Origin of the sequence: Neorhizobium sp. LjRoot104, assembly GCF_964253725.1 — a bacterium.
GTDB lineage: Bacteria > Pseudomonadota > Alphaproteobacteria > Rhizobiales > Rhizobiaceae > Neorhizobium.
Genome location: NZ_CAXURS020000001.1, coordinates 314119 through 329255, shown reverse-complemented (window position 1 = coordinate 329255; position 15137 = coordinate 314119). Strand labels below are relative to the sequence as shown.

At 62.9% G+C, this 15137-nt stretch carries 14 protein-coding genes and 1 pseudogene; 14 read left to right on the top strand and 1 reads right to left on the bottom strand.

Going from position 1 to position 15137, the window contains the following annotated elements:
- Positions 1-29: 29 nt before the first annotated feature.
- From ACSQ8R_RS01580 to ACSQ8R_RS01570, 3 genes and pseudogenes are all read left to right on the top strand, one after another.
- Positions 30-959, top strand: a pseudogene (locus ACSQ8R_RS01580) (IS3 family transposase); the annotation flags it as partial.
- A gap of 157 nt (positions 960-1116) precedes the next feature.
- Positions 1117-3792 carry a cation-translocating P-type ATPase gene (locus ACSQ8R_RS01575; RefSeq protein ID WP_436251767.1) on the top strand — a complete coding sequence of 892 codons (2676 nt, stop codon included), beginning with the start codon at positions 1117-1119 and terminating at the stop codon, positions 3790-3792.
- 104 nt (positions 3793-3896) lie between these two features.
- Positions 3897-4559, top strand: coding sequence for a CBS domain-containing protein (locus ACSQ8R_RS01570; RefSeq protein ID WP_436251766.1), 663 nt, complete (start codon positions 3897-3899; stop codon positions 4557-4559).
- Between the two features lie 171 nt (positions 4560-4730).
- Here the strand turns inward: ACSQ8R_RS01570 and ACSQ8R_RS01565 are convergent, their stop codons facing one another.
- On the bottom strand, positions 4731-5561 hold the full coding sequence (locus ACSQ8R_RS01565; protein WP_436251765.1) for a universal stress protein: 831 nt from the start codon (positions 5559-5561) through the stop codon (positions 4731-4733).
- 174 nt (positions 5562-5735) lie between these two features.
- On the opposite strand from ACSQ8R_RS01565, the gene ACSQ8R_RS01560 reads away from it, so the two are divergent.
- From ACSQ8R_RS01560 to ACSQ8R_RS01510, 11 genes are all read left to right on the top strand, one after another.
- Positions 5736-6197, top strand: a complete 462-nt coding sequence (locus ACSQ8R_RS01560) for an NUDIX domain-containing protein (RefSeq protein WP_436251764.1) — start codon at positions 5736-5738, stop codon at positions 6195-6197.
- A 140-nt stretch (positions 6198-6337) separates the two neighbouring features.
- Positions 6338-7408, top strand: a complete 1071-nt coding sequence (locus ACSQ8R_RS01555; protein WP_436251763.1) for an HlyD family secretion protein — start codon at positions 6338-6340, stop codon at positions 7406-7408.
- Between the two features lie 17 nt (positions 7409-7425).
- Positions 7426-10170: a ribosome-associated ATPase/putative transporter RbbA gene (gene rbbA, locus ACSQ8R_RS01550; RefSeq protein ID WP_436251762.1), complete on the top strand. Its 2745-nt coding sequence runs from the start codon at positions 7426-7428 to the stop codon at positions 10168-10170.
- A gap of 3 nt (positions 10171-10173) precedes the next feature.
- Positions 10174-11280 carry an ABC transporter permease gene (locus ACSQ8R_RS01545; protein WP_436251761.1) on the top strand — a complete coding sequence of 369 codons (1107 nt, stop codon included), beginning with the start codon at positions 10174-10176 and terminating at the stop codon, positions 11278-11280.
- 90 nt (positions 11281-11370) lie between these two features.
- On the top strand, positions 11371-11544 hold the full coding sequence (locus ACSQ8R_RS01540; protein WP_436251760.1) for a hypothetical protein: 174 nt from the start codon (positions 11371-11373) through the stop codon (positions 11542-11544).
- A 222-nt stretch (positions 11545-11766) separates the two neighbouring features.
- Positions 11767-12021: a hypothetical protein gene (locus ACSQ8R_RS01535; protein WP_436251759.1), complete on the top strand. Its 255-nt coding sequence runs from the start codon at positions 11767-11769 to the stop codon at positions 12019-12021.
- Between the two features lie 108 nt (positions 12022-12129).
- Positions 12130-12270 (top strand): hypothetical protein, encoded by a 141-nt coding sequence (locus ACSQ8R_RS01530; RefSeq protein ID WP_172716950.1) that lies wholly within the window; start codon positions 12130-12132, stop codon positions 12268-12270.
- Between the two features lie 358 nt (positions 12271-12628).
- Positions 12629-12811, top strand: a complete 183-nt coding sequence (locus ACSQ8R_RS01525; RefSeq protein WP_046628384.1) for a hypothetical protein — start codon at positions 12629-12631, stop codon at positions 12809-12811.
- An 87-nt stretch (positions 12812-12898) separates the two neighbouring features.
- Positions 12899-13144 (top strand): hypothetical protein, encoded by a 246-nt coding sequence (locus ACSQ8R_RS01520; protein ID WP_436251758.1) that lies wholly within the window; start codon positions 12899-12901, stop codon positions 13142-13144.
- A gap of 165 nt (positions 13145-13309) precedes the next feature.
- Positions 13310-14206: a transglutaminase family protein gene (locus tag ACSQ8R_RS01515; RefSeq protein ID WP_436251757.1), complete on the top strand. Its 897-nt coding sequence runs from the start codon at positions 13310-13312 to the stop codon at positions 14204-14206.
- A 75-nt stretch (positions 14207-14281) separates the two neighbouring features.
- A complete protein-coding gene (locus ACSQ8R_RS01510) occupies positions 14282-15097 on the top strand; it encodes a transglutaminase-like domain-containing protein (protein ID WP_436251756.1) in 816 nt (271 codons plus the stop codon).
- Positions 15098-15137 lie beyond the last annotated feature (40 nt).

Here is a 15137-nt window from a genome sequence, read left to right as displayed (position 1 = left end):
GCAGGAGGACGAGGCGGACCATCCCATTAATGGTAGGGCCTGCCGCCAAGCGTGACGCCGTCACGCATCTGAAGGCCGTGATGGGTCTTTCGGAACGGCGGGCCTGCCAGATCATATCTGCTGACCGCAAGATGATCCGCTACCGGTCGTGCCGACCGCCGGAGGTGGCGCTGCGAGCAAAGCTGCGCGACTTGGCCAATGAACGACGGCGCTTCGGTTATAGAAGGTTGTTCATCCTGCTCCGGCGGGACGGAGAGCGGTCTGGCGTCAATCGCATCTACCGGCTCTATCGCGAGGGAGGTCTTTCCGTCCGCAAGCGGAAAGCCAGGCGGCGTGCCGTCGGCACGCGTGCGCCGATCCTGGTCGAGGCGAAGGCCAATGCCCGCTGGTCGCTGGACTTCGTGCATGACCAGTTTGCCTGCGGCAGACGCTTTCGCGTGCTCAACATTGTCGATGATGTGACGCGCGAATGCCTGGCAGCGATCCCGGACACGTCTATCTCTGGTCGGCGGGTCGCCCGAGAACTGACGACGCTGATCGAACGACGCGGCAAGCCAGGAATGATTGTCTCCGACAACGGCACCGAACTCACGTCGAATGCCATCCTCGCCTGGTCGAAAGATCACAAGGTCGAATGGCACTACATCGCGCCAGGAAAGCCGATGCAGAATGGCTATGTCGAGAGTTTCAACGGGCGCATGCGCGACGAGCTGCTCAACGAAAGCCTGTTCTTCGGCCTCGATCATGCCCGCAGCGCCATTGCTGAATGGGCGGACGACTACAACCATTTCCGGCCGCACTCCTCGCTCGGATACCAAACCCCGGCAGATTTTGCCGGGACCATCGCCGCAACCGGCTCCAACGCTACGCAAGATGAAGGCTACGCGTTTCCGCCGGTTGCTCACACCGCGCCACTTGGCGTATTCAAAACCGCCGGGGCTCTAGTCGCCGCTGGATGAAAGTTCCATGGCAGGTCAGCGATCATCCGCGTAGCGACCAGCACACGTTCTCCCGTTGACGGATATCAATTACCGGCAAACCCTGGCGGTTATCCTCCTCGATCGAGCGCCTCTCCGTCTTGCCGATGAGGGCGGTGCAGTTTGATCTGGAGCGCCGATGCCTGCAAACTCAGTCTTGGTCCAATCCGAACCCGAGCACAACGATACGTTCCCTTACGGGCTAAGCGCCGCCGAAGCGGCGGAGCGTCTGGCGCGATTCGGGCCGAACCGCCTTCCCGAGCCCAGGACCCCCTCCCTGCTCCTGGTCTTCCTCGCGCAATTCCGCAGCCCGCTCATCTATATCCTGCTGATCGCGGCTGCGGTCTCGCTTCTCTTCAGCGAGGCCGAGGATGCCGTGTTCATCGGCATCGTGCTGGTGCTGAACGGCGTGATCGGCGGCATCCAGGAATATTCCGCCGGCCGTGCCGCGGCAGCCTTGCGCAGCCTTGAACAGCCGGTTGCGACCGTCGTCCGCGATGGGACGGCGCAGGAGATCGAGGCGTGCCTGCTGGTTCCGGGCGATCTCGTCCGGATCGAGGCCGGCGGCCGCATCCCGGCCGATATCGAGCTTTTCGAAGCCAATGACCTGCTCTGCGACGAGTCACTTCTGACGGGCGAGTCCGCGCCGGCGCGCAAGACCGTCACCGCCATAGGGGCGCCGAACGAAAAAAGGAAATCCGGCCTTGCGTTTGCAGGCAGCCTCGTCACGCGCGGCCGCGGCACCGGCCTGGTTGTTGCGACCGGCCTTTCGACCGAAATCGGCAGGATCGCCGCCGAGATCGACAGGGTCTCGATCAGCCCGCCGCCGCTGATGATCCGGTTGAAGCATTTTTCGAACATGATCGCCTGGAGCGTCGGAATCGCCTCCGCCTTGCTCATCGCCATCGGCCTGTTTCGCGGGCTTGCCTGGAGCGACCTGTTCATGATGTCGGTCGGGCTTGCGGTCAGCGCCATTCCGGAAGGCCTGCCGATCGCCATCTCGATCGCGCTGGCGATCAGCATGCGCCGCATGGCCCGGCGCAATGTCATCGTTCGCCGCATGCCGGCCGTCGAGTCCCTCGGATCCTGCACGATGATCGCCACCGACAAGACGGGGACGCTCACCCTCAACGAGCTGACGGTCACCGATATCCGCCTGCCCGACGGCAGCGAACTTGTGCTCGATGCCGGCATGGATCTCGATACCTGCGAGATCCGCGGGTCGAACCTCAGCCCGGCGGAGGCGCGTGACCGTGCCGAGAGACTGCTGAAGGCGGCCGTCCTGCCCAATGAGGGCGCACTCACCCGCCATGCGGACGGCTGGAAAGGCGTCGGCGATACGGTTGACATCGCTCTCCTGGCTGCGGCCCGCAAGGGCGGCCTCGAGCAGGAGGCGATGAAGGACAACTACCCGCTGCTCGCGCGCATCCCCTATGAGCCGGACCTCAAATATGCCGCCTCGTTCCACCGCCGGGGCGAGCGGGTACGCATCTTCGTCAAGGGATCGGCGGAAACCCTGATCGACATGGCGGACCGGATGGATGGCGGCAACGGCATCGTGCCGATCGATCGCGAGATGCTTCTCCGGCAAAAGCAGGAGATGGCCGAGCGCGGGCTCAGGGTGCTCGCGTTTGCGGAAGGGGAAATCCGCGGCGGTTCGGACGAGACCTTCGGTTATCATCACCTGGTCGATCTGATGTTTCTCGGCCTTGCCGGCATGCAGGATCCGATCCGCCCGGAAGTTCCGCAGGCGATCCGGGATTGCTACGCCGCCGGTGTAACGGTGGTGATGGTAACCGGCGACGATCCGAAGACAGCCGCCGCCATCGCCGCGGAGGCCGGGCTGCGGTTCACGCCCGATCAGATCACCACCGGCGCCGAGGTCGGAAAGGCGCAGGAGGCCGGGCAGGAAACACTCGACGCACTGACCGGGCGGGCGCGCATCTATGCCCGGGTCGCCCCGGCGCAGAAGCTCGCGATCGTGCTGTCGCTCGCCCGCAACGGTCATTTCGTGGCCGTCACCGGCGACGGCATCAACGACGCTCCCGCCCTGAAACACGCCCATGTGGGCGTGGCAATGGGCTGCAAGGGAACTGAGGTCGCCAAGGAAAGCGCCGATATCGTCGTCACCGACGACAATTTCGCGTCGATCGTCAGCGGCATCCGCGAAGGCCGCACCGCCTATTCGAATATCCGCAAGGTGATCCTGATGCTCGCCGCGACCGGTGCGGCCGAAATGCTGCTCTTCCTGCTGGCAATTCCGCTCGGGCTGCCCATGCCGCTGCTTCCGGTGCAGTTGCTCTGGCTCAATCTCGTCACCAACGGCATCCAGGACGTCGCGCTTGCCGGCGAGAAGCCGGAGGGGGACGAACTGGCGCGGCCGCCGCGCCGTCCGAAGGAGCCGATCTTCGACCGGCTGATGATACGACGGATCGTCCAGTCGATGCTGGTCATCGGCGGGGGCGGTTTCGCGATCTTCTCCTATCTGCTGTATCAGGGCTACGAGATTTCGCAGGCGCGCAACATGCTGCTGCTGCTTTTCGTGCTCTTCGAGAACATCCAGACCTTCACCAGCCGCTCGGAGCGCCGATCGATCTTCTCGTTGAACTTCTTCGGCAACCCGCTGCTGATCCTCACCGTCATCGCCGCCCAGGCCATCCATATTTCGGCGATGTATATCCCCTGGTTTCGCGAAACCCTCGATCTCGCCCCGATCTCGTTCGCCGAATGGGCTTTGATGCTGCTTGCAGCCTCCTCGATCCTGGTGGTCACCGAACTGGACAAATGGCGCGTCCGCAGAACGGGCCCGGCCTGATCGCCCTTCGCACCCTTCGCGATTGCGCCAGGTCAAGGCCCGAGTGGATACGATGGGAGAAGCTCGAAGGCAGAGAAGGATGATCGCCACCAGAGGAGCACAGGATGCTTGCCAGAGATTTGATGACCACCCGGCTGGTTCACGTCAGCCCCGGAACCAGCCTCCGGCACGCGATCCGGATGATGATCGACAACGACATCAGCGGCCTGCCGGTGATCGACGATCATTGGACATTGTGCGGGATGCTCACCGAAGGAGACATTCTGAAGCGCCACGAATTCAACCTCTCGCCGAAGGCTGCTCCGGACAACAGCGACCCGGCATTCTTCGAAAACTACGTCAAGACGCACGGGTTGAAGGCAGAGGACTGCATGAGCCGCAAGGTCGTCAGCGTGGCGCCTGGCGCCAGTGTTGCCGAGATCGTCGCGCTGATGCGCCTCCATGCCATCAAGCGCGTTCCGGTCCTCGACAACGGCAGGCTCGTCGGGATCGTCAGCCGCCGCGATGTCCTCAAGATCGCCATCGCCACCCCTGACGTGATCGCCCGCGGCGACGATGCGCTGCAGCTCGCCGTCGCGACGCGGCTCCTGGCGGAACTGGGTCTTGGCAAGGACAAGGTCGAGGTCAGGGTGCGCGACTCGGTCGTGGAGGTCATCGGCGAGTTTGCCTCCGATGCGGAGCAAGAAGCGATACGTATCCTGGCCGCCAGCATAGCCGACGTCGGGGGCGTCGTTATCCGCACGCCGACGGCGCAACCGGCGCGATAAGCGGCAGGCAATGCCAAGTGATCCGCCCTTCGGGTTCACCCCCGCGGGGCGGATCTTTGCGTCCGGGGGGGGCAGGTATCCCCCTTCCCTGTCGCTGCTTATCTATAGACGCAAAACCTGCCTCCCGCCGACTGCGTGAGACAGGCAAGATTTGCCGGATGTTTCCATGCTTTACCGGGCGATCAGGACGGGGAACCTGCTTTCTCGCACCATCGAGGCCGTCACCCCGCCAAAGATCCGCTCTCGCAGCCGCGAATGTCCGTAGGCGCCCATCACGATGAGGTCGGCGTCGATCTCCAGCGCATGCCTTTCGAGCACGTCTTCCACCGGCCGGCCGCCGCTTGCCAGCTGTTCGACGACGACCTTTACGCCGTGGCGGGCGAGATAGGCGGCAACGTCGGCTCCGGGTTCGCCGCCGCTGACCCAGTAGGAGCTGTCGGGATCCACGAGCACGACATGCACCTCTTCGGCCCAGGTCATCATCTCAAGAGCCTCGCGTGCGGCCTGAGCGGCCTCGGCACGGGAATTCCAGGCGAGCAGCATCCGCCTCGGCTTCAGCGTCGTCTTGCGGTCCTTCGGCACCAGCAGGAGAGGACGCCGCGCTTCGAACACGCCGCCATCGATGATCTTGCTGGCAAGGGCGGGGTCACTGCGTATGCCGTCTCCGATCACAAGCACATCGGCATAAAGCGCGCGACGGTGAATTTCCTCGCTGATGAAAACGCCTTCCGCATAGATGACGTCGACATCGAACGAGAGGCCGTTCGTCCCGCAGGCGCCGGCTGCCTGTTTCTCGATGCCGTTGAGCAGTCTCAGATCTTCGTCTCGCTGGTCGAGCCATATCGTGCCGGCCGGAAAATCTCCCATGTTTGCCGGAACGGCGAGGCCGATGACCACCACGGAAAGATGCGCTTCGAGTTCGGCCGCGATCTCCATGGCACGGGCGAGATCAGCGGTAGGTTCCGTATTGCCGATCATTGCGAGCACTGTCTTGAACGACATTGTCTTTCTCCTCTGCATAAGGCCTTGATCGGCCCTGTGGAGGAAAGCCTAGAACCGGCACCCGCCCGAGCCATGATCTTCGTCAATCGGACCGGATAATTTGAAACGGGTGCGCGCCGCCCGTCGATTGGCTAGGATCGAAAGCGGCGCCCGCCGCCATGAGGAAAGCTCGTCATGCCGAAACGCAGCGCAGGTCTATTGATATTCCGGCGAACGGCCGGATATCGGCAAGTGTTTCTGGTTCATCCCGGCGGGCCGTTCTGGGCAGCCAAGGACGAGGGGGCGTGGTCGATTCCCAAGGGCCTTGTCGATGAAGGCGAGGACGAACTGGCGGCTGCGAAACGGGAGGTTTTCGAGGAGGTGGGAGCGCGAATAGATGGCCCCTTCGAATGGCTCGGGGAATATCGCCAGCCCGGCGGCAAGCGCGTCCTCGCCTGGTCGGTAGAAGCCGATATCAACACGGCAATCGTTGTCAGCAACATGTTCCAGATCGAGTGGCCGCCGAAATCGGGACTGATGAAGGAGTTCCCGGAAGTCGACCGGGCCGGATGGTTCGGCCTCGACGAGGCGGAACGCAAGATATTGAAGGGTCAGCAGCCCATTCTCGTCGATTTCGCGGCCCGCGGGCGGCCATAGCGAGAAGCGCGCAAATCCGGCTTTTGCCTCGCCGATGTGCCGAGCCGCTGGTAAAAACCTTCCGCGCTTGACTTAGATCACCACAACGCCCGTGATGGGCGGATACGAAACTGCCGACATCAGCGTTCATGGAGCCTCCTTTGAACCGTATCGCAAAAGCCGCCATCATTGTCGCAGTCGTAGGTGCCGCCGGTTATTTCGGCTGGCGGTATCAGCAGGACCTTCGGGCCGCGCAAGCCATGCAGGGAATTGCCAGCGGCAACGGCCGCATCGAAGCCGTCGAGATCGACATCGCGGCGAGGACCGCGGGGCGACTTTCCGACATTCTGGTGAAGGAAGGCGACTTCGTCAAAGCCGGCGCGGTCGTCGCCCGCATGGATATCGAACAGCTCGCCGCCCAGAAGCGGGAAGCGGAAGCCCAGCTTGCCAGGGCGAGGATCGCCATCGAAACCGCGAAAAGCCTGGTCGTCCAGCGCCGGGCGGAAAAGGAAGCCGCGGCCGCAACCGTTTCCCAGAACGAGGTCCAGCTGCAATCGGCGCGCAAGCGGCTTGCGCGCAGCGAGCAGATGAGCCGCAGCGGGTCGGTTTCCGACCAATTGCTGGACGACGACCGGGCCCGGGTCGAGGGAAGCGTGGCAACCGTCTCCGCCGCCAAGGCCAACCTTGCGGCGACGGATGCGGCAATCGGCGCGGCGCAGTCTCAGGTCATCGACGCCGAGGCCTCGGTCGAGGCGATGCAGGCGACCGTCGCTCGCATCGACGCCGATCTGCGCGATTCCGAGCTCAAGGCTCCGCGTGACGGACGGGTGCAATATCTCGTGGCGCAGCCCGGTGAAGTGGTCGCCGCCGGCGGCCGCGTGCTCAACATCCTCGATGTCGGCGACGTCTACATGACCTTCTTCCTGGCCACGGAAGAGGCCGGGCGCACCCCGATCGGCGGCGAGGCCCGCATCGTCCTCGATGCCGCCCCTCAATATGTCGTTCCGGCCCGGATTTCGTTCGTCTCCGATGTGGCACAATTTACGCCGAAGACGGTGGAGACCGAGGAGGAACGCCAGAAGCTGATGTTCCGCCTGCGGGCACGGGTCTCTCCTGAGCTGCTTCAGAAATATATCGCCCAGGTCAAGACCGGCTTGCCGGGCCGGACCTATGTGAAGCTCGATCCCGCCGCCGAGTGGCCCGCGGCCCTGTCACAGCCGCTCACGCCATGAGCCCGGAACAGCAGGCGATGGCTATCCCGGCGGAACCGGCCTATGTGGCGAGGCTGAAGGACGTCAGCCATTCCTACGGCGGCACGCGTGCCATCGACGGCATAAGTCTCGACGTGCCGGCAGGCCGGATGATCGGCCTGATAGGCCCCGACGGAGTGGGAAAGTCCTCGCTGCTTTCGCTGATCGCCGGCGCCCGGCAGATCCAGACCGGAGAGATCGAGGTGCTTGGCGGCGATATGCGCGACGCCCGTCACCGGGACCGCACCTACCCGGCCATCGCCTACATGCCGCAGGGGCTCGGCAAGAACCTCTATCCGACGCTGTCGGTGTTCGAGAATGCCGACTTCTTCGCCCGCCTGTTCGGCCAGGGCCGCGAGGAACGGGAATACCGCATCGCCAACCTTCTGAAGCGCACCGGCCTGTCGGGCTTCGAGGACCGGCCGGCGGGCAAGCTTTCGGGCGGCATGAAACAGAAGCTCGGCCTCTGCTGCGCGCTCATCCACGATCCCGACCTTCTTATCCTCGACGAGCCGACCACCGGCGTCGATCCGCTGTCGCGGCGGCAGTTCTGGAGCCTTGTCGAGGATATCCGGAGGGAGCGGCCGCAGATGAGCGTGATCGTGGCGACCGCCTACATGGAGGAAGCGGCCCGCTTCGAGTGGCTGGCGGCCATGGATGCCGGCAGGGTGCTGGCGACCGGCACGCCGCGGCAGATCCTAACCCGTACCGGCGCGCACACTCTCGACGAAGCCTTCATCCAGCTCATGCCCGAAGAGAAACGCGCCGCCCACCACGCGGTCGCGATCCAGCCTGCGGACTTCACGGAGGCTGACTTCGCCATCGAGGCCGAAGGCCTGACCATGCGCTTCGGGGACTTCACGGCGGTGGACAATGTCAGCTTCCGCATCCGCCGTGGCGAGATCTTCGGCTTTCTCGGCTCGAACGGCTGCGGCAAATCGACGACGATGAAGATGCTGACCGGCCTTCTGCCCGCAAGCGAGGGGACGGCGAAACTTTTCGGCAAGCCGGTCGATCCGAAGGACATGGATGTTCGGCGGCGTGTCGGCTACATGAGCCAGGCCTTCTCGCTCTATGGCGAGCTGACGGTCCGTCAGAACCTCGACCTGCATGCGCGCCTGTTCCAGCTGCCGGCTGACACGATCCCGGCGCGGATCGGGGAAATGGGGCGGCGTTTCGAGCTTGCCGAGGTGATGGACACGCTGCCCGATGCCCTGCCGCTCGGCGTCCGCCAGCGGCTTTCGCTGGCGGTGGCGCTGATCCATTCGCCGGAGGTGCTGATCCTCGACGAGCCGACCTCGGGCGTCGATCCCATCGCCCGCGACCAGCTCTGGGCGGCATTGATCGAACTCTCGCGGAAGGACCGCGTCACCATATTCATCTCCACCCATTTCATGAACGAGGCGGAACGCTGCGACCGCATCTCGCTGATGCATGCCGGCAAGGTGCTGGTGAGCGATACGCCCGATGCGATCCGCAAAAACCGATATGCCACGACGCTGGAAGAGGCCTTCATCGCCTATCTCGAAGATGCGATCGGGGACCCGGTTGCTTCCTCCGCGCCGGCGTTGCCGACGGCCGAAGGCGAGCGCAAATTCACCGGCCCGCACCGGCATCGCGCCTTCGACCTGCGCCGCGTCTGGAGCTACAGCCTTCGCGAAACCCTGGAGATCCGCCGCGACCCCATCCGCGCCACGCTCGCGCTGATCGGCAGCGTCATCCTGATGTTCGTGATCGGTTACGGTATCAACATGGACGTCAAGGACCTCACCTTTGCGGTCCTCGACCGGGACGACACGGTCGCCAGCCGCGACTATATCGCGGACATCGCCGGTTCCCGCTACTTCATCGAGCAGCCACCGCTTGCAGACTATGCCGATCTCGACCGCCGCATGCGTGACGGCTCCCTGAAACTGGCGATCGAGATCCCGGCCGGTTTCGCCGAACATGTCGCCCGCGGCCATGACGTGGAAATCGGCGCGTGGATCGACGGCGCGATGCCGCAACGGGCGGAAACGACGCGCGGTTATGTGCAGGGCATGCATGCCCACTGGCTGGCCCAGAAGGCGCGCGAGTTCTACGGCGATGCAGCCAGGGGACAATTCTCCATCGAGACCCGCTTCCGATACAATCCCGGCATCGAAAGCCTGGTGGCCATGGTGCCGGCGGTCATTCCGCTGCTGCTTCTCCTGATCCCCGCCATGCTGGCCGCGCTCTCGGTGGTGCGGGAGAAGGAACTCGGCTCGATCGTCAACTTCTACGTGACGCCGGTGACGAGGCTCGAATTCCTGCTCGGCAAGCAGTTTCCCTACCTGGTGCTCGGCATGATGAACGCCGTGCTCCTGTGGCTGTTTGCGATCCTGGTTTTCCAGGTGCCATTCACCGGCAGTCTGCTCGCCTTCGCCACCGCGGCACTTCTCTATGTCGGGTTCGCGACCGCCTTCGGCCTGCTCGTCTCGACTTTCATGTCGAGCCAGATCGCCGCGATCTTCGGGACGACGCTGATGACGATCATACCGGCGGTGCAGTTCGCCGGCATGATCGACCCGGTCTCGTCGCTGCAGGGCGCAGGGGCCGTGATTGGCCGGATCTATCCAACCACCTATTTCAACATCATCTCCCGCGGAACCTTTTCGAAGGGCCTCGGCTTCGACAGCCTGCTTGAAGCCTTCCTGCCGCTCATCGTCGCCGCGCCGTTGCTGATCGCGGCAAGCACCTTCTTTCTCAAGAAACAGGCAAGGTGACGGATGCGGTTCGCTAACGTCTTCCATCTCGGCATCAAGGAACTGCGCGGGCTGATGCGCGACCCGATATTGCTCGGACTGATCGTCTATTCCTTTACGATCGCCGTCTATACGGAGGCAAAGGCTGTTCCCGAGACATTGAACAATGCGCCGATCGCAATCGTAGACGAGGACAGTTCACCGCTCTCGCGCCGGATCGCCGACTCTTTCCTGAAGCCCTATTTCAAGCAGCCGGCGATGATCACCGCGGGTGAGATGGACGCTCGCATGGATTCCGGCACCGACACGTTCGCGCTCGATATTCCGCCGAACTTCCAGAGCGACCTGATCGCGGGCAAGACACCGGTGGTCCAGCTCAACGTCGATGCGACCCGCATGACACAGGCGTTTTCCGGATCCGGGTACGTGCAGAACATCGTCTCGACCGAGGTCTCGGAGTTCTCCGCCCAGGACAACCAGGCGCCGACGGTGGATCTGGCACTGCGCGCCCGGTTCAATCCCGAACTCAACCAGATGTGGTTCGCATCGGTGATGAACGTCATCAACAACGTCACCATGCTGGCGATCATCCTGACCGGTACCGCCCTCATCCGCGAACGCGAGCACGGTACGGTGGAACATCTTCTGGTCATGCCGCTGACGCCGTTCGAGATCATGGCCGCAAAAGTGTGGTCGATGGGGCTGGTAGTGTTCGTCGCCACACTGCTTTCGCTGGTCTTCGTGGTGCAGGGATTGCTGGAGGTGCCGATCGAGGGCTCGGTCGTGCTGTTCATGGCGGGTGCGGCGCTCCATCTTCTGGCGGCAACCGCCATGGGGATCGCGCTTGCGACGTTTGCCGGCTCGATGCCGCAGTTCGGCCTGCTGTTGATGCTGGTGCTTTTGCCGCTGCAGATCCTCTCGGGCGCGACCACGCCCCGCGAAAGCATGCCGGAGGTGATCCAGACGATCATGCTCGCCGCGCCGAACACGCATTTTATCCTGCTCGCCCAGGCGATCCTCTATCGCGGCGCCGGTTTTTCGGTCGTGTGGCCGCAATTCGCCTGGCTTTGCATCATCGCCACGGTGTTCTTTGCGCTCTCGCTGCGCGGCTTCCGCAGGTCACTGAGATAAAGGCGCCTCCCTCCCGAAGGCCATCATGTCTTCTGCCGTCGAAGAAACGGGAGTAGGATCGTCCGGTTCGACCAACCAGGGAGATCGACAATGGAAACGAGAAAAGAGACGCCGTCACCCGGAACGTCCGCCAAAGATGCCGCCAAGGAGCAGGACGATTACCTGGAAGAGTCGCTCGAAGAGACTTTTCCGGCAAGCGATCCCATCGCCCCGGGCCATCCCCAGAAACCGGAGAAAGGGCCGGTCGCTCCCAAGCGCAAGTAACCCGATTTCCGCGCCGACGGCGCGATCGAGGGGCCCAGATATGGACGGACACGTCCGTCGGCAATCCCCGCCGGTCAACTATGTCTTGAGCAAGGCATTTCTCACAACCCCGCACATTGCGTTTGGCGCAAGTCCGGCGCATGATGCTTACTTCAGCAGCTATATAAAGGGCGCTGCTGCTTCAGGATTTTCACGCCCTGGCCCCAATGAAAGGAGGACGTTATGTCTTCCGAATTCTCTCAGTCCACCTCCCGCAACCTGGTCCGCGTCAGCGGCCCCGGATACCGGGAAAATATCGAACTCCATCAATTCGGCGAGCGTCTGCACACACGCGGCATGCTCGTCACGGGCCGGGTCGGCGCAACGGGGGCAGCCATCATGCTTGCCCGTTTTGGCGATCACCCCGAGAAGAGCTTTGGGGCCGCGATATCGGCTTCGTTGAGCAAACACAGAGATACCGTACTACCGCAGCTTTGATGCGTCGGCCGGCAAAGGCAGTGTTTCGCAAATCCGTCATTTCACGCTTTGCATGCCTGTCGGCAGAACATCACTCTCCACCATCCATCGCCGCCCCAGGAGGACAAAATGGCTAAAGGCCAGGTACGAAGTAATCGCGAAACGCGCAAACCGAAAAAAGACAAGGCCGCCGCAGCCACGGCCGCGCCTGCAGGCGCGCAGGTCAAGCTCGCCGGCAGCGGCCTCACCTTGGGCAAGAAGCCGAAATAATAGCCCAGGCCGGAGGCGCCGCGTCACGACGCCTCCGGCCTGATCCTGATCCTTGCGGAGATCGTATTGCCTGGCGTCCGTCACAAGGCATGCGGGGATCGTGAAGACATCGCGCGCCTCTTTTTGTCGGGGCCAGGGCTCGCGTCGGCTCCCTCGGGCGGCAAGTCTTGAAAGTGACGCATTGTATCGCCATATATGATTCACGTTTTCAGCCTTTTCGGCTACCTGATCCTCCCGGTCCTGCCGGTTGCTTGGCGACACCCTTGATTTTGCGAACGTCGAACTCCGCCCTGTCGGCAGGAGAACTCTTGCGTTGGCCGTTGTTACGTCCCGCAGTCTACCCTTTAAGGTTACATCAATGATCGATACCGTCCGCAATGCAGCCCAGAATCTGTTTCGCAAACCCGATGCAGAAGAAGGCTCGAATGCTGCCAAGCTGCAGGAATTCCGCCAGAGACAGGCGCTGAGAAGCCGCGAGATCAAGCTCGCCCAGAAGCAGGAACGCCTCCAGCGGCGCGCGTCGCAATTGCAGCCGGCCTGAACCCGGCCTGACAAGGGGAGCCGTTCCGGCGAGGATGCTCGTTCGGACCATTCCCACGCACATCTCCTCCACCACAAGGACACCATCATGGCCGCCTTCAACTACAACGCCGGCGCGGGGCTCTACCCGTGCAAGAACTGGAAGCGAACGAGCAGGCTTGGCTACAAGAGGTTCGAAACCGTGGCCGAGGCTCTGCGTTTCGCAATCGAGGTGATGCCTGCATCCCTGTTGCGCGGATCCATTCTCGAGGTCGAGGAAGCCCGTTTCGACAGCACCCAGATACAGAGGCTCTACGACGCCGGCGATTATCCGCTGCAGCGGCTCAATCAGTGAGACAGCGGCGGTCCGATGCCGTGTTCGGGTTACCGTATTTTACCCGCCGCGGCCGGTTTTTCCTGTCGCCTTGGCATGGCGCCTGCTATAGCGGTGATCCATGCAGGGTGCGATAAGGCGCTCCGCGCCAGCGCATGCCGCCCCTAATGCTTTTGCGGTGATTGGATGACGATATTTTCCGTCCGGCATGTCACCTCCTATCGGTATACGAGACCGGTGGAGTTCGGCGAACACAGGCTGATGTTCAGGCCGCGGGACAGTTTTGACCAGACTTTGCTGAGTACCCAGCTGAACGTTTTTCCCAAACCGGACTATGTCCGGTGGATTCACGATGTCTTCGGCAACTGCGTGGCGCTCGTCGGGATATCCAAAGCCTCATCCGAGCTGAGGTTCGAAACGATCATCCGCCTCGACCATACGCCTCAGGTGGCGATGGATTTCCAGATCGACGATGAAGCCCTCACCTACCCCTTCGCGTACGATCCCGAAGAAGCCTTTGATCTGGAGCGGACGATCCAGCGCCACTATCCCGATCCCGAGGACCGGGTCGGCAAATGGGCGCGGCAATTCATCAAGGTCGGCCACCCCACCGAGACCGGCCACCTGCTGATGACCATGTGTTTTGCGCTCCACGAAGGTTTCATCTACGCCCGGCGCTCGGAACACGGGACGCAACCACCGCTCGAAACCCTGCAGCTGCGTCGCGGCACCTGCCGTGATTTCGCGCTGCTGATGATGGAGGCGGTGCGGTCGCTCGGATTAGCGGCACGTTTCGTCACCGGCTACATCTACGTGCCCGACCGCGACGGCTCGACGACGCTCGGCGGCGGATCTACCCATGCCTGGTGCCAGGTCTATCTGCCCGGCGCCGGCTGGGTGGAATTTGATCCCACCAATGGCATCGTCGGCAACCGCGACCTGATCCGCGTCGGTGTCGCTCGCGACCCGCGGCAGGCAGTCCCGCTTTCGGGAAGTTACGATGGCGACGAGACCGATTTCGACGGCATGTCCGTGCAGGTCAACGTCACGACCGATGACCACAGCGTGAAACTGCATGGGTGACAGGAACAGCCCGGTTGTTCGAGCGTTGCAGCTGAAGCGCCATTCCGGCGAGAGTTTTTCCATAGGGAACCGATCATGAAGATACGCGCGGGGTTTCGCCTTGGCTATGAATGCCAGCACGATACGGCCATGCTGCTAGTCCTCAACATACATCCCTCGCGTCGCGCGGACCTGCTGAGTGACCAGGTCCTGAGTTTCGATCGGCCGATCGAGGCCTGGAGTTACCTCGACAGCTTCGGAAACTCATGCAGCCGGATCGTCGCGCCGCCGGGGCTGACGACGATCTCGACGGAATTCGAGATCTATGACGACGGCACGCCCGACCCCGTGCCGGAAAACGCCTTCCAGCACGACATCAAGGATCTGCCGGACGATGTGCTGGTCTTCCTGCTCGGCAGCCGCTACTGCGACACCGACCGCCTGGCGGATTTCGCCTGGAAGACATTTTCCGCAACACCTCTCGGCTGGCCGCGGGTACAGGCGATCCTCGATTTTACCCATAACCACATCACCTTCAACTACCAGAACGCGGATCCGCTGCGGACAGCTTTCGGAGGATTTACCGACCGTACGGGCGTGTGCCGCGACTTCGCGCATCTCGCCATCACGCTTTGCCGCTGCATGAACATCCCCGCCCGGTACTGCACCGGCTATCTCGGCGATATCGGCGTCCCGGTCGATGTCAACCCGATGGATTTCAGCGCCTGGTTCCAGGTCTATCTCGGCGGTCGCTGGAATACGGTCGATGCCCGCCACAACACACCCCGCATCGGGCGCATCCTGATGGCCACCGGGCGGGATGCGACGGACGTGGCGCTTTCGACCGCCTTCGGCCCCGCGATCCTATCCTCTTTCGAAGTGACGACCGAAGAAATGCCGGCATCGGCCTAGATTTTCAAATCGCCGGCGCGCTCAACCTGCGAGACCTTGA

What these genes read in the sequence shown, in the direction of transcription:
- ACSQ8R_RS01520 (WP_436251758.1), top strand. Translation starts at nt 12,899, where the DNA reads ATGGCCGCCTTCAACTACAACGCCGGCGCGGGGCTCTACCCGTGCAAG.
- ACSQ8R_RS01515 (WP_436251757.1), top strand. Translation starts at nt 13,310, where the DNA reads ATGACGATATTTTCCGTCCGGCATGTCACCTCCTATCGGTATACGAGA.
- ACSQ8R_RS01530 (WP_172716950.1), top strand. Translation starts at nt 12,130, where the DNA reads ATGGCTAAAGGCCAGGTACGAAGTAATCGCGAAACGCGCAAACCGAAA.
- ACSQ8R_RS01540 (WP_436251760.1), top strand. Translation starts at nt 11,371, where the DNA reads ATGGAAACGAGAAAAGAGACGCCGTCACCCGGAACGTCCGCCAAAGAT.
- rbbA (WP_436251762.1), top strand. Translation starts at nt 7,426, where the DNA reads ATGGCTATCCCGGCGGAACCGGCCTATGTGGCGAGGCTGAAGGACGTC.
- ACSQ8R_RS01525 (WP_046628384.1), top strand. Translation starts at nt 12,629, where the DNA reads ATGATCGATACCGTCCGCAATGCAGCCCAGAATCTGTTTCGCAAACCC.
- ACSQ8R_RS01535 (WP_436251759.1), top strand. Translation starts at nt 11,767, where the DNA reads ATGTCTTCCGAATTCTCTCAGTCCACCTCCCGCAACCTGGTCCGCGTC.
- ACSQ8R_RS01565 (WP_436251765.1), bottom strand. Translation starts at nt 5,561, where the DNA reads ATGTCGTTCAAGACAGTGCTCGCAATGATCGGCAATACGGAACCTACC.
- ACSQ8R_RS01545 (WP_436251761.1), top strand. Translation starts at nt 10,174, where the DNA reads ATGCGGTTCGCTAACGTCTTCCATCTCGGCATCAAGGAACTGCGCGGG.
- ACSQ8R_RS01510 (WP_436251756.1), top strand. Translation starts at nt 14,282, where the DNA reads ATGAAGATACGCGCGGGGTTTCGCCTTGGCTATGAATGCCAGCACGAT.
- ACSQ8R_RS01575 (WP_436251767.1), top strand. Translation starts at nt 1,117, where the DNA reads ATGCCTGCAAACTCAGTCTTGGTCCAATCCGAACCCGAGCACAACGAT.
- ACSQ8R_RS01570 (WP_436251766.1), top strand. Translation starts at nt 3,897, where the DNA reads ATGCTTGCCAGAGATTTGATGACCACCCGGCTGGTTCACGTCAGCCCC.
- ACSQ8R_RS01560 (WP_436251764.1), top strand. Translation starts at nt 5,736, where the DNA reads ATGCCGAAACGCAGCGCAGGTCTATTGATATTCCGGCGAACGGCCGGA.